The sequence below is a fragment of the Microcoleus sp. F4-D5 genome, from assembly GCF_036704885.1.
In the GTDB taxonomy this organism is placed as follows: domain Bacteria; phylum Cyanobacteriota; class Cyanobacteriia; order Cyanobacteriales; family Microcoleaceae; genus Microcoleus.
Genome location: NZ_JAUBSX010000007.1, coordinates 85,756 through 98,647 on the forward strand (window position 1 = coordinate 85,756; position 12,892 = coordinate 98,647).

Annotated in this window: 13 protein-coding genes; 5 read left to right on the forward strand and 8 right to left on the reverse strand. The window is 47.0% G+C overall.

The window, feature by feature from the left end; translation table 11 throughout:
• Nucleotides 1-29: 29 nt before the first annotated feature.
• Nucleotides 30-329, reverse strand: a complete 300-nt coding sequence (locus QUA80_RS05475) for a hypothetical protein (RefSeq protein ID WP_333422152.1) — start codon at nucleotides 327-329, stop codon at nucleotides 30-32.
• 172 nt (nucleotides 330-501) lie between these two features.
• Nucleotides 502-1,299, reverse strand: coding sequence for an adenosylcobinamide-GDP ribazoletransferase (gene cobS / locus QUA80_RS05480; protein WP_333422154.1), 798 nt, complete (start codon nucleotides 1,297-1,299; stop codon nucleotides 502-504).
• Between the two features lie 259 nt (nucleotides 1,300-1,558).
• Between cobS and QUA80_RS05485 the strand changes: the two genes are divergently transcribed.
• From QUA80_RS05485 to QUA80_RS05495, 3 genes are all read left to right on the forward strand, one after another.
• A complete protein-coding gene (locus tag QUA80_RS05485) occupies nucleotides 1,559-2,008 on the forward strand; it encodes a hypothetical protein (RefSeq protein ID WP_333422155.1) in 450 nt (149 codons plus the stop codon).
• Nucleotides 2,009-2,374: 366 nt separating this feature from the next.
• A complete protein-coding gene (gene tgt / locus QUA80_RS05490) occupies nucleotides 2,375-3,505 on the forward strand; it encodes a tRNA guanosine(34) transglycosylase Tgt (RefSeq protein ID WP_333422157.1) in 1,131 nt (376 codons plus the stop codon).
• A 60-nt stretch (nucleotides 3,506-3,565) separates the two neighbouring features.
• On the forward strand, nucleotides 3,566-3,703 hold the full coding sequence (locus QUA80_RS05495) for a photosystem II reaction center protein K (RefSeq protein ID WP_006634808.1): 138 nt from the start codon (nucleotides 3,566-3,568) through the stop codon (nucleotides 3,701-3,703).
• An 84-nt stretch (nucleotides 3,704-3,787) separates the two neighbouring features.
• On the opposite strand, the gene QUA80_RS05500 is transcribed toward QUA80_RS05495, so the two are convergent.
• Together QUA80_RS05500 and QUA80_RS05505 are read right to left on the reverse strand one after the other, a co-directional pair.
• Complete coding sequence (locus QUA80_RS05500; protein WP_333422159.1) at nucleotides 3,788-4,342, reverse strand: glutathione S-transferase family protein; 555 nt, start codon at nucleotides 4,340-4,342, stop codon at nucleotides 3,788-3,790.
• A 133-nt stretch (nucleotides 4,343-4,475) separates the two neighbouring features.
• On the reverse strand, nucleotides 4,476-5,057 hold the full coding sequence (locus QUA80_RS05505) for a manganese efflux pump MntP family protein (RefSeq protein WP_333422161.1): 582 nt from the start codon (nucleotides 5,055-5,057) through the stop codon (nucleotides 4,476-4,478).
• A 197-nt stretch (nucleotides 5,058-5,254) separates the two neighbouring features.
• Here QUA80_RS05505 and QUA80_RS05510 point away from each other — a divergent pair, with 197 nt between their 5' ends.
• Nucleotides 5,255-5,854 carry a cytochrome b/b6 domain-containing protein gene (locus QUA80_RS05510; protein WP_333422163.1) on the forward strand — a complete coding sequence of 200 codons (600 nt, stop codon included), beginning with the start codon at nucleotides 5,255-5,257 and terminating at the stop codon, nucleotides 5,852-5,854.
• Nucleotides 5,855-6,129: 275 nt separating this feature from the next.
• Here QUA80_RS05510 and QUA80_RS05515 read toward each other — a convergent pair whose 3' ends face one another.
• From QUA80_RS05515 to QUA80_RS05530, 4 genes are all read right to left on the reverse strand, one after another.
• Nucleotides 6,130-8,523 carry a cache domain-containing protein gene (locus QUA80_RS05515; RefSeq protein ID WP_333422165.1) on the reverse strand — a complete coding sequence of 798 codons (2,394 nt, stop codon included), beginning with the start codon at nucleotides 8,521-8,523 and terminating at the stop codon, nucleotides 6,130-6,132.
• A gap of 431 nt (nucleotides 8,524-8,954) precedes the next feature.
• Complete coding sequence (locus QUA80_RS05520; protein ID WP_333422167.1) at nucleotides 8,955-9,419, reverse strand: hypothetical protein; 465 nt, start codon at nucleotides 9,417-9,419, stop codon at nucleotides 8,955-8,957.
• 185 nt (nucleotides 9,420-9,604) lie between these two features.
• On the reverse strand, nucleotides 9,605-10,165 hold the full coding sequence (locus tag QUA80_RS05525) for a sugar O-acetyltransferase (RefSeq protein ID WP_333422169.1): 561 nt from the start codon (nucleotides 10,163-10,165) through the stop codon (nucleotides 9,605-9,607).
• Nucleotides 10,166-10,307: 142 nt separating this feature from the next.
• Entirely contained in the window at nucleotides 10,308-10,982 is a 675-nt protein-coding gene (locus tag QUA80_RS05530) for an MBL fold metallo-hydrolase (protein WP_333422171.1), read from the reverse strand.
• 31 nt (nucleotides 10,983-11,013) lie between these two features.
• Here QUA80_RS05530 and QUA80_RS05535 point away from each other — a divergent pair, with 31 nt between their 5' ends.
• Entirely contained in the window at nucleotides 11,014-12,495 is a 1,482-nt protein-coding gene (locus QUA80_RS05535) for a site-2 protease family protein (protein WP_333422172.1), read from the forward strand.
• Nucleotides 12,496-12,892 lie beyond the last annotated feature (397 nt).

The following is a 12,892-nucleotide window of genomic DNA, read 5'->3' on the forward strand; positions in this document are numbered from 1 at the left end:
CAGATTTTATCTGTATTTGTCGATCGAATTTAATGATGCCCTACGTGCAACAAGCCTTCTACGATAGGGGCGATCGCACTTGCAGCAGCTTCGCAAGTCGCAGCTTCGGCGGCGCAGTGGCCGGCGTGGAGTGCGTTTCCGACAGCCTGACTCCCTCCCTCCAACGCATCGGCACCAAATTGACCGCGATATGTTTCTTTGAGCATTTCAGCTTGAATTTTGCTGGTGGTTTTTTCGGGATGCGTTTCCCAATTGCGGATTGTTTGGACAATCTCGAACCCAGCCCAAATTAACATTCCGAGGACGATCGCAGCAATAAAGTATCCCATAGCTTTCTTTAAAGTGTGAGGTTGGCTGTATCTAATCTAGCGCAGCATTTGAAGCCAGACAGGATGAAAATCATTGCTGTTGAGTGCGGATTTCCACCTGCTATAACCTCGTTATTTAGTAAATTGAGGACTAAAGTCCGAACGATCGAACTATCGCATCACATAGCATAACTTACCCTTCCAAAGCCGCCAAAAGACACAGCAACAAAGCCTCAGTCCACTCGACTACGGCACCGTAAGTATCGCCCGTGTGGCCGCCCAAACGGTGGTTAAACCAGGCTCCGGCAAAAATTCCGATCGCACTTCCCCCCAAAGCCATCCCCACCGCCAACAGCCACCGATCGCCCTCCAGAACAACTTGCACCACGCTCAAACTCAGCAGCAACAGCACTCCGGGGATAAAATCAAAAGGAGAATAAATCGATTCTTTGTGAAAAGCTCCCTTACCCTCGGCCCGGAGATAGGGATAGCGGGCGATCGCCACCAGTTGGGCCCACCTCCCCCAACCCGCCACACCCATCAAAGCCAGCCACCGATAGTTATTCAAGTCCGAGAGAGCGGCAGTTTTCAGCAGCACGATCGCGATCGCAGCCATCGCCCCAAAGGCTCCTGTAACGCTGTCCCGCATGACTTCCAGCCGGCGCACGGGGTCGGGTACAGCCAGCCCGTCCGCCGCGTCCATAGCCCCGTCTAGGTGCAGCCCGCCAGTCACGGCGATGCCCGAGACTACCACCAAGGCCGATCGAGTCAGAGCAGGCATCCCCAACAACTGCAACCCAACATCCGCCAGTCCCAGCATTCCCCCAATTAAAAGCCCGATCGCCGGTGCCAAGCGGGCAATGCCCCGAAACTCCAAAGTCCAAGACACCGGTACCGGCAAACAAGTATAAAAAGCGACTGCGGCTGCGATGGCAGCGCCTTGATTCCGGAAAAAGTCGATTGTAGAGCGAACCAATTTATCATGCACCATAAGATAAAAAATTTTTCATCTGGTATGCAGTTGTCAATCCATTAGCCTGTGCCAGAATTGGAACTGTAACACCCTAGTTTTTTGGATCGGGCATTCCTCCTGTCCGAGTTCTTTTCCCCGGAAAACCTCTGCAGGCAGCGCTCCCAAAGCTCCCTATCTAAAATTACTAAACTCAAGATCCCCGTTTCCCTTCCCAAGAATTCTAGCTAACTCCCTGATTTCCTAGAGGGGAACATACTACAACAGAGGCTTTTACTCCATGAGTCACGACCAATTGAATAACAGGGTAGTTGCTCCTTGCATCATCGATACAGGCATTGTCGTCAACAAGCGCGATATCAAAAGATTGCTGTTTGATTTAGGACGTGTCCGCTACCTTCACATACAAGATGGCAAGATTTACAGCGAAGGGGAAGGTTATGTACTCGAAGTCTTCGCCAACCCCCACCGTTCTACCCTAATTGCCAACCATGCGCTTTATTTGAACGTGTATAGTTTTGATTACCTAGAACTGAAACAGTCCCCTGAAGATGGTGCTTATTTTGACCTGATTCAAGATGGGAGGCAGTTGCGGTTAATTCCTCTCTCCAATCCTTTGCAAGAGCAAGTCGCGCGGAGTTTAAATGCCGCGGCTTTGGATGCGGTTGTCGATCAGGTACTCTCAGGCAACTGGGATCTGCAATTGGACGAAGATGATTCCCCGTTTTAATCGTCAGTCAGTCGATTTTAGATTTTAGATTTTAGATTTTAGATTTACTCGCAGCTTTGAATCTGGGAAGTAGAACTAAGGTCTAAAATTTTTTGCCTTCCACGGCGATTGTCGGAAACTTGTCTCCGTTTTTGGGCGGGGTCATTCGATTTTAGATTTTCGATTGTCGATTTTGGATTGGCTTGCGCGAGATAAATTCGGGGGCTTGAGGATTTTCGATTGTCGATTTTGGATTGATTCCACGGATAAATCACGTGGCGGGTACCATCTAGAAATTCTTGGTCATGAGTTTTTTGTCGCGATGTCATAAACAATAGATTAAATAACACGGACGGCCGAGTAGCGGTTAACGAGCATCGGGGACTAATGACTGAGGACAAGGCGAAATTTTCTTTTAAATGTCAGGCTAATTGCAGCCATACCCAAGCGCGTGCAGGGGTTTTTGCCACTCCCCACGGTGTTGTGGAAACGCCGAAGTTTATGCCAGTGGGGACGCTAGCTAATGTCAAAACTTTGACGCCGGCACATCTTGAGGCGGCGGGTTCTCAAATGGTTTTGGCAAATACTTATCACTTGCACTTGCAGCCCGGGGAAGCGATTGTCGCAGGCGCGGGCGGATTGCATAAATTTATGGCTTGGCAGGGCCCGATGCTGACGGATTCGGGTGGCTTTCAGGTGTTTAGCTTGAGCCAAATGCGGAAGATTACTGATGATGGGGTGACTTTTCGCTCTCCCCGCGACGGCCGCATGATTAATTTGACACCGGAACGATCGATCGAAATTCAGAATGAGTTGGGCGCTGATGTGATTATGGCCTTTGACGAGTGTCCCCCTTACCCCGCTACGCGGGAGGAGGTGGAGGCCGCCACAAATCGCACTTACCGCTGGCTGCAACGCTGCATTCAAGCTCACTCGCGCCCGGATCAAGCTTTGTTTGGAATCGTCCAGGGGGGCGTTTTCCCCGATTTGCGATCGCGCGCGGCGAACCAGTTGGTAGATTTGGATTTACCGGGCTACGCCATCGGCGGGGTTAGTGTGGGGGAATCGGGGGATTTGATCGCAGAGATTGTGAAGGTGACTGCGCCTCTGTTGCCGGCAAATAAACCGCGTTATTTGATGGGGATTGGGACTTATCGGGAAATGGCGCTGGCGGTGGCTAGTGGAGTAGATATGTTTGACTGCGTGATTCCGACTCGGCTGGCCCGCCACGGGACGGCTTTTGTTGGCGGGGAACGCTGGAATTTGAAAAATGCTCGGTTTCGGGAAGATTTTGCTCCGCTGGATGAGTCTTGTCCTTGTTATACCTGCCAAAAATTCAGTCGGGCTTATTTGGCCCATTTGGCGCGGGCTAACGAAGTGCTGGGGTATACTTTGCTGGCGCTTCACAATGTGACGGAGTTGATTCGCTTTACGGGGAGGATGCGGGAGGCGATTTTGGCCGATCGATTTACTGAAGAGTTTGCCTACTGGCTTGCACCGAGAGTCGATCGATCGTGATTGCCTTGGGTAAAGATATGCGACAATTATGAAAATTCTGTTGGATAGGTAGGTTGATTCATGGAAGCTGCATTACTCTTAGCAAAACTGCCCGAAGCTTATTCGATTTTTGAGCCTTTGGTTAATGTTTTGCCGGTCATTCCCGTATTTTTCTTGCTGCTGGCTTTTGTTTGGCAGGCGGCTGTGGGATTTAGATAAGTTTGATTTCATCAAAAGCAGGGACAATTCACCAATTGCCCCTGCTTTTAGCTATTAAGTTTTGTTTCGTTTTTCTTTCAGCCTTCAGATACCGCCGATCGCACTTTTGAAAGCCGGCCTTTCTGAGATCCGCTTGATGTAATCTACAACAGCCGGATAAGGGCTGAGGTCTAGTTTTAGCATCATTGGAATGTAGGCTAAAGCTGACCCTACTGCTGCGTCGGCGACGCCGAATTCATCGCCCATCAAAAACGGCTGTTTCTCGAAGATTTGATTAAGCGGTGTTAACAAGCGGGGAGTTTCGCGATCGCGAGTTGATTCTGTAAATATTCCCGGCGCCAGCGTAGCGTTAGCAAACACGACCCACTGCACGATTTGAGCTTGCTCCTCCAAAGTGTCGGGCATTTTACCATATTTTTGAGCTAAATACAGCAAAATTGCGCCGGATTCCGAAAGTTTCAAATCTCCGTCAACAATTGCCGGTACTTTGCCGATCGGGTTAATTTCGAGATACTCTGGCTGCAAGTGTGCACCTGCTTGCATATCCAGCATCACAAATTCGTAGGGAACCGCGATTTCTTCTAGATACCACTTGACAATTGAGGCCCTGCTGCGGGCTCCGCCATAAAGTTTCAGCACAGAATTTTGTCCTTTAACGCAATATTGCTGTTATAGCATTTTTGGGAAATTGGTAATTGGAAATCGCAGCCACCAGAGACTTTGATGTCACTGTTCGACTCATGACTGCTGACTAATAACTGCTGACTAATGACTAATTGCCGATAACTAAAGGCACTTCTGTTAAGTGCGTAAACAAGATTCTGCTGCCAATAAAAATCAAAATTGCTCCGCCCAATATCTCAATTTTATTAGTAAACAAGTTGCCGCACTTGTGTCCGATAAACACGCCTGCAAAGGCTAAAAAGAAAGTAATAAATCCGATCGCAGTCACAGCAGGAGCAATAGAATCTTTCAGGACTGCAAATCCGAGGCCAACTGCGAGAGCATCGATACTCGTCGCCACCGACAGCGTTATCAAAGTCCCAGTATCTAAGGGATTGAACTTTTTCTCGCATTCTTCGCTTTGCAGCGATTCATAAATCATTCTCCCGCCAATGAAACTCAAAAGCCCAAAAGCTATCCAATGGTCTATCGGTGTTATCAAAAAACTAAAACTAAGACCTATTAACCATCCTATTACGGGCATTAAAGCTTGAAAAAATCCGAAAAACAAGGCAATTTTTAAAGCTTTATTGACCTTCATGTGTTTGATGGCTAAACCGCTCGAAACAGCGACAGCAAAAGCATCTGCAGCTAGTCCCAAGGAAAGTAAGATGGTAGTGGCTGTATCCATTTTGGTAAAGTGTTAGGTCTTATAAATAAAGTGTTTATTTTAGCAATTTTATTTTACACTAAACTTTGATATTATTGCGCTTTTTTCATAAGGTTTTCATTTTTATCTCAGATTTATTTCACAATTGGCGAAGGTTGAAAAAATGGGCGCTTAGCTGTATTGTGTAAAAGATTATTTATGAAGTAGCAGAATCGACTATGGCGCCATCTAGACCGTACCAGCCAGTGCTGCTCAGGTTACTGCATGGGGTTAACGCTGCGATCGCCCTTTTAGCAATTTTGAGCGCATTTCTGGTTTACAACACCTACGATGGGCGGTTTGGCAAAGTCCCCGTGCCTCAGATTGCAGATATTATCGGGATTCACGGCACTTTTGGCAAGATGTTGCTGTTAGGAATAATGCCGGCTTTTGCATTGTACAGTTTCCACGCAGGTCAAAAACGCTTGGTGCAGGCGGATTCTTTTGGCAAACTAACGCAGTTAGGAAAACCGATTTGGTGGTACAGTTTGCACCGGATTGTGAATACGTTGATGTTGCTGGCACTGACTTGGGCGATCGCTTCTGGCAGTATGGTTAAGGAAGAATGGCTGCCGGCTGGGGAATTGACGCAGGTTTGGTATTATTTACACGCTTCTGGTTGGGTGGTATTGGTATTTTGTCTGGCAATGCACTTGTTGATGAGTGCGAAGGTGGGGGGTTTGCCGCTAATTTTGTCGATGTTTGATGCCGCATATCGCCCGGAAGATTCGCCGGCTGCTTGGTGGAAGAAAATTCGCTCTTTGATCGATCGCTCTTAATGTGAAAATGCTTAATTTGAAAAAGAACAGAAATATTTTATTAATTGTTGCGGAAGTCTTGGTAATGGGAGGTTGGTTGTTTGCTGTGGTTGCACCTTTATTATTTCCCTAATCCTATCATAGCAATTTGGGTTAACAAATGATCGTTAGGTTTGTAGTGAGGACTTCAGCCCTCTGTTTTCTGACCGCTAAATTCCTCACTACAAACCTAAATTAAGCTTTTCGCGCAGCTTGGCAAGATTTGCTACGGGTTTCCCTGGCGGCAAGATGCGATATCAAACGATCGGCAATTCCACTATAAACTCAGCACCACCCCCCGTTTTGGATTGAACAGGAGATTGAACTGTAAGGCTGCCGCCGTGCAATTCCACAATAATTTTATAGCAAACCGACAGGCCCAATCCTGTAAAATTTTTTAAGGATTTAGTATGTGAAAAGTGGTGAAATATTCTGTGGTGAATTTCCGGAGGAGTTGTAGAAGCGTTGTGGGCGATCGCTACTACAATAAACCTGCCTCTAGAATCCTCGACAATATCGGTGGTAATTGTAATAATTTGAGCGGAGTTTTCAATACTTTTAACAGCATCAATAGCATTGCAGACCAGACTCGCGAATACATGGCTCAGTTGACCGGGATAACACAAAATTAGCGGCAGGTTGTTGTACTCCTTGACTACTAATATTTTTTCCTCCAGTTGGTGAGCGAGCAACAGCAAAATATTGTCGATGCTTTCATTAACGTTGGCGCGTTCTTTGGTAGCTTCGTCAGGAAGTGAAAATTTTTGCAAAGCCAGGACTATCTGGCGAACGCGATCGGCTCCTCTTTTCAAAAAGTTGAGAATTTGCGGCAACTCTTGGCTGATAAAATCTAGGTCGCCGGCTTCTATTTTTTTGGCAATTCGCGGCACAGGTTCGGGATATTGTTCGCGATAGAGGCGAATTATATGGAGCAAATATTTGATATAATCGTTGAGGTGAATCAAGCGGCCGTAAATAAAGTTAATCGGGTTATTAATTTCCTGCGCAACTTCGGCGGCTAGTTGACCGACACTTGTCATTCTTTCGCTATGTACTAAATGCTCTTCGGTGTTTCTGAGTGTGGCTAAGACTTCTTCCACAAGTTTGAGATCCTCTTGAATTTGCCCGTGGAGTTGGGATTGGGAAAAGGCGATCGCCAGCGAGTCGGCAATTGCTTCCAAAACTTCCACCTCCTCGGGAGTCGCAAACCGCCGATTGGCGCAGGCGAAGAGATATCCGAGGCGATTAGTCTGAGTCAGTACCGGTAGTGCTGCGTAGCGGCTGTTTGTGAGTTCGATATGGGCGTTTTCCTGAGACGCTGTGGCATCAAGGGCGGCGGTTTTATGTAGCAGTATCGTTTCGCAGCGGTGAAGCCGTGCAGCTAAATCTCCAGAGGGCCCTCCTGGAACGCCGAATATTCCCAAGCGCCCCGGCAAACCTTCCCGGCAATATTCCCAGCAAAATTCTAAAGTATCTTGTCGGGGATCGTACCATCCGAAAATTGCTCGATCGAGCTTCAGCAAAGTACCGAGTTCGTCTACTGTAGTTTGGAGGATGCCATCGAGGTGCAAGCAAGCGCGAATGCGACTGGTCAAGCGGTGGAAAAAAGCTTCTGCGCGAGTGTGAAGGCAGTTTAGGGCAAACAACTTGAGTGCCGCAATTTCTGCGAAAATAGCTGCGGTTAAGAGTACGCCGGCTGCTGCTGCGAGTATATTTAAGGGGAGCAGTTCTTTTTCGAGATTGTTGTGGGGAATTACCAGAGCGATCGACCATTCAGCTTGTTCTAAAGGAAGATAGGCAACATAAACTCTGGCGTCGTTGATTTTAGTCAGCAAAATGCCCGTTTTTTGATAAACCATCTCCCGGGCTACATTCGCCAAATTAGCATCTGCCGACTCTAAAAGACTGGGAGCCGGTTTGTCGATATTTCCTATTAACCGATCGTTGGGATGTACAATCGGGACTCCTTGAGAATTGAGAACAAAAGCGTAAGTTCCTGCCCCATATTCCAGCTTTCCTACTACTTCAGCAATTCTGTCGATATTAATGACACCGTTCATTACTCCGATCGGCTTTTCGGCTTTTTTATAAAGAGAATTTGCCGAATTTGACCACACCGGAGCCGAAATGGGAACAATACTTTGTCGTTTGATCGTGCGAGAAATGGTAGGATCTGAAACATAGACTTTCCCAGCCATTGCCTGTTTGAAGTGTTGGCGGTCGCTGACATTAATCAAGGCTCTGCCGACTTTTGTAGTGAAATAAGAACCGTCGGGTGCAATTAATGCAAAGTGCTGGAATTCTTTGAGCCGAATTACTTCAGCTTTTAAATAAGGCTGTGCCACGGGCCAATTCATCGAACGAACGGGAGGAGTGTTGGCGAGGATTTCGATCTCGGCCTTTCTAGTGCCGATCCAGCGATCGATCTTGTTACCGCGCTCCCTAACTTCTAACAAAGCATTTCGCTCTAAATTGGCGATCGTCAAGCGGCGAACGCTTTGATAGCTGATAAAACCAGTGATGCTAGCTGCCAGAATTGTTCCGCCCAAAATTAAGAGCGCAGTTTTGTACCGAACATGGTATTCGCCCCTAAATCCTGCTGGCAATAGTCGAGTTAATTTCCACCACTTCACTCTCGCAAAGCTTCGCATGGTTTGACCAATTTGTGAAATTGAAATCCTCAGCTTATCTGCGATTCACTCGCCCCTCTGTCAGTAGTTTGAAGCTACTAGCATTCAATAATTGCGGGGATTTTTTAAGTTTTTCCCGCCTGCTCGCTCACCTTGTTAAACTGGAACGAAATTCTACCATATTTTTGACCGATTCAAACATTTTATCAACAACTTAAGACTTTTCTTAACAGTCGTTAATAATCTATGTTAATTAGGTGATGCGAGCAGCGTGCACCCTATATTGAGATGTTTGGTGTTTGTCTTAATAACGAAATATTAAAAGTTTTTCCTTCATGAATGAACGAACGAAAAACTTGTTACATCTTTAATTCACATCTCAAAACTCAAAACTATTTTCGGTGCATTCGCGGGCTGAGGCGGTGCTAAATTGCCACAGTTAGGCGGTTTATTTAAAGAACCTTGTGAGTGTGTTCGTGCTGTTTCACATTGTCTTCAGTGCGAATGACGCGCTCTGAGTTAAGCACTCTTTTGCGTTCTAAGGAATAAGTAAAGTCGTTGCGAACTGTTCCCAAGGGAATGTGAACTTTAGCTTGGGGGCGAATTTTGTAAGTGCGGGCGGCAGCGATCGCCCGAAAGCCGAATTCTTCGCTAAACTGAGCTGATGCCGGGAACTCAGGCAGCATTTTGGGTGATTCGCCGTCGAGAACAGCTCCTAAAGTTGTGCCCCAAGCCATTTGATAAGATGTGGGAATTCCCTTGACAATTGCTTCCAAAGCTGCTGATGGAATAGCTTCGATTACTTGCACTTCAAAAACTTCGCCTTCTTCTTTGATGAAGCAGGTGGCTAAACCCACTGCTATATAGTCGTCGGTGGAGAGATCGGGAGCGTTAGGATAAACTGTTGCAGTCGTCATAAAATCTTTTGAGTAGGAATTGAAAACTGGGAGCGAAAAATCAAGCGATTTGAGATTTTAGATTTTTTCCACAGATTTTTCCGGGGGATTTTACCTGGAAAATCTCAAACGGGCTGTTCTAATATCTAAAATTTCTGGGTTCAGCTCCAAAGAGCCGATCGCCCCAGCGTGTCGATCGTACCACATCAAGGTAGATGCCGGATGATTCGGCAAGGATTGCCCGCCGCCACGACGTTTGCGGGAATATCTTTGACAACAACACTGCCTGCGCCGATCGTGCTATTGTCGCCAATAGTCACTCCCGGACAAATAATACTGCCGCCGCCAATCCAAACATGATTGCCAATATTAATTTCTGCGGCGAGTTCTAGGCCTGAAAGTCTGATTTCCGGGTCTGTGGGGTGAAAAGCGGTGTAAATTTGTACGTAGGGCCCGCACAGCAAATTCTCGCCGATGTTAACTCGATTGCAGTCGAGAATCACGCAGCCAAAATTCATGTACAATCCGTTTCCCGCATAAATATTGCTGCCGTAGTCGCAGTAGAAAGGTGGCTCGATTTCAACTTTTGGGCCAACTGCACCGAACAATTCTGCGAGAATTTCTAACCGTTTGTCTGGTTCGTCTTCGCGGGTAGAATTGTAGGTTCGGGCCAGGCGGCGGGCTCGCTGGCGATCTAAAATTAATTGCTCGTCGGCAGCTAAATACAATTCGCCGGCAAGCATTTTTTGTTTTTCGGTTTTTTCCATAACAATCGGCGGTTGCAACCGCCACTATACAAACTTTCGTCCCTCTGGCTTGAGACTGAAGAATAATGTAGGGTGCGCAGTGCGCACCTTACGGCTATAATTATTAGCGCATCAAAGATTTTTTTGATGTTGCAGCATACATTTAGAGGTCAGGTTTTGACTGCAAACAAACAGCTAAATCCAGATTGGCTAATTGCTCAAAAGCTCGATCCATCGCTCCTTTTCCCCGCAAAAAACCAGTATTTGCACCGGGACAAATATACTGTAAGGTTTCGGGCGAAAATCGATCGATAATTGACTTCACGCTGTTAATTTGCCTGGGCCAGTGAAAAGTTTTTGCCGTCAACAGCGGTACTGGGGCTGCTTCTCGGTTGGGGAGCAAGTGTCTGCCCGAAAAAAGCACTCCGCCGCTGCCACTATCATAAAGGCAAGAGGAACCGGGAGAGTGGCCGGGAGTCCAAAATCCAAAAGTTCGATCGTTCAAAGCAAATTCTCGCTCAAAAACCGTCACCTTCAAACCCGGCAGCAAATAAGCTTCCTGCTCTTGAATCAGGATATCGCACCCGGTGGCTTCCTGAATCTCCCGCGCCTTAGCGATAGCGCCGCGGTGGGTGAGAAACAGCATTCGCACGCCGCCGTGTTCCCGCAAAAATGTTTGGTTAATCTCATCCCAAGCGGGACAATCCACCAGGATGTTAGTTTGGTTTTCTACAATGAAATAGGCTGTCGCACCCAGGGTATCCCGGTTAGGCGGGAAAGCAAAGATATTGTCGAGCACGCGCCTGGGTTGTTTGGAGACTGAACTCTGTTGTTTCAAGGAAGTATTGAGAAGGACTGGAATAAATATTATGTTCTTTTTACTATGGTTGTTCGTATTGGGACTGATATCGTACTTCTTGTTGCACAACGGCACCAGCCGCATCACCCGAACTCCGGTATGGCTGCTGTGGCTGGTAATGATGGCACCGGCGCTGATTTGGAGTGGTTGGGTTTTAGTTAACGGTACGAGCAAAACAGTACCGCCGGAGTTGGTAATTATACCTTTTCTGGTTTGCCCTTTTTTGTACTGGTTTTTGGTACAGTTGGGGCGCAAGAAAATTACCAGCGAAACTGCTGAGCAAGTAGCAGACTCTGCGACTGAACCTGCAAACCCAAAACCTCCCCTGCGCCCGATAGATCAAGCAGAAGAAGCGAGTTTGCGCGATTGTTTTCCTTGGTCAATTTACTTTTTGCGAGATTTGGAATTTCGGCCGCAGGCTGTAATTTGTCGCGGACAGTTGCGCACTAATCCAGAGGCAGCTTATCAGGCGATTCGGGAGAATGTGGAGAGGCATTTTGGCGATCGCTTTTTAGTAATATTTCAAAACAGCTTGAGCGGTCAACCTTTTTTTGCCCTCGTTCCCAATCCCAGCAGCAAAGCCGGGGAAACTCCCCTGACAGGCCTTAAAACTCCATCTCTAACCAGGCCGTTTTTAGCATTAGCTTTGGTGCTGATCACGGTGTTTACGACTACGATTGTCGGGGCGCAAATGGCCGGAGTTACTGAAAAAGCTTTGCAGGCAAACCCGTCAATGTTGCTCCAGGGTTTGCCTTACTCGCTGGCTCTGATTGCAATTTTGGGAATTCATGAATCCGGTCACTATTTAGCTGCCAGATTCTACAAAATTCGCACGACTTTGCCTTATTTTATTCCGATTCCTTTTTTCTTGGGAACTTTTGGTGCCTTCATTCAAATGCGGAGTCCAATTCCCCACCGCCGAGCTTTATTTGACATCAGTATTGCCGGCCCGCTTGCGGGTTTGGTTGCGACAGTGCCGTTGTTGATTTGGGGTTTGGATCATTCGACTCTTGTACCGCTGTCTGACAAGTCGGGAATGTTAAATTTTGACTCTTTTACTCCCAAATTTTCGCTGCTGATGACTTTGTTGAGCAAGCTAACTTTGGGGGGCGCTTTGAATGCGGAAACTGCGATTAATTTGCATCCGGTAGCGGTGGCGGGTTATTTGGGTTTGATTGTGACGGCGTTTAATTTGATGCCGGTGGGGCAATTCGATGGCGGGCACATCGTGCACGCGATGTTCGGCCAGCGAGCGAGTATGGCGATCGGGCAATTTGCTAGACTTTGTATGCTGCTGCTGGCGTTTTTGGAACAGGGTTTGCTGCTGTGGGCAATTATTTTGTTTCTGACGCCGCTAAACGACGAACCGGCGCTCAATGATGTTAGCGAATTGGACGACCGCCGGGATTTTTTGGGGTTGCTGGCGATCGGGCTTTTGTTAATTATTTTGTTGCCTGCGCCCAGGGTACTGCTTCAGTGGTTAAATGTTTAGAATCAAGAATGATTTAGTTATCGTCGCCAGAGAAGTCAGAAGTCAAAAAAGAGCGGTTCACAAATTCTGCAAGATTTGCTGTATTAGGACTTGCGCAGGGGTAAGAAACCGGGTTTATTCCTAGATACTTCGCTACCAAACCAAGATTATTCGCAGAAAACCGTTTTTTTTGTGTAAGTTTTTATACAAGCCAGTTGAGTTTATTTTCACTCGCTTTCTATCTCAAACCGTCCTGGATGCAAAAACCCGGTTTATACAGGTAATTTGGTCGTATGCGCTCGATCGCGACAACGAGAAACCGGGTTGTTTTGCGAAGCGTGTTTCCAGGAATGTAGATTTTTTAACCGGATGCGAACTCTAAAAAGTTTGACCGCCAATCAAATAATCTAGCTGTACC

Coding starts and splice junctions, on each gene's coding strand:
- QUA80_RS05510 (WP_333422163.1), top strand. CDS start 5,255: ATGGCGCCATCTAGACCGTACCAGCCAGTGCTGCTCAGGTTACTGCAT.
- QUA80_RS05520 (WP_333422167.1), bottom strand. CDS start 9,419: ATGACGACTGCAACAGTTTATCCTAACGCTCCCGATCTCTCCACCGAC.
- QUA80_RS05515 (WP_333422165.1), bottom strand. CDS start 8,523: ATGCGAAGCTTTGCGAGAGTGAAGTGGTGGAAATTAACTCGACTATTG.
- QUA80_RS05525 (WP_333422169.1), bottom strand. CDS start 10,165: ATGGAAAAAACCGAAAAACAAAAAATGCTTGCCGGCGAATTGTATTTA.
- QUA80_RS05475 (WP_333422152.1), bottom strand. CDS start 329: ATGGGATACTTTATTGCTGCGATCGTCCTCGGAATGTTAATTTGGGCT.
- cobS (WP_333422154.1), bottom strand. CDS start 1,299: ATGGTGCATGATAAATTGGTTCGCTCTACAATCGACTTTTTCCGGAAT.
- tgt (WP_333422157.1), top strand. CDS start 2,375: ATGACTGAGGACAAGGCGAAATTTTCTTTTAAATGTCAGGCTAATTGC.
- QUA80_RS05495 (WP_006634808.1), top strand. CDS start 3,566: ATGGAAGCTGCATTACTCTTAGCAAAACTGCCCGAAGCTTATTCGATT.
- QUA80_RS05485 (WP_333422155.1), top strand. CDS start 1,559: ATGAGTCACGACCAATTGAATAACAGGGTAGTTGCTCCTTGCATCATC.
- QUA80_RS05535 (WP_333422172.1), top strand. CDS start 11,014: ATGTTCTTTTTACTATGGTTGTTCGTATTGGGACTGATATCGTACTTC.
- QUA80_RS05505 (WP_333422161.1), bottom strand. CDS start 5,057: ATGGATACAGCCACTACCATCTTACTTTCCTTGGGACTAGCTGCAGAT.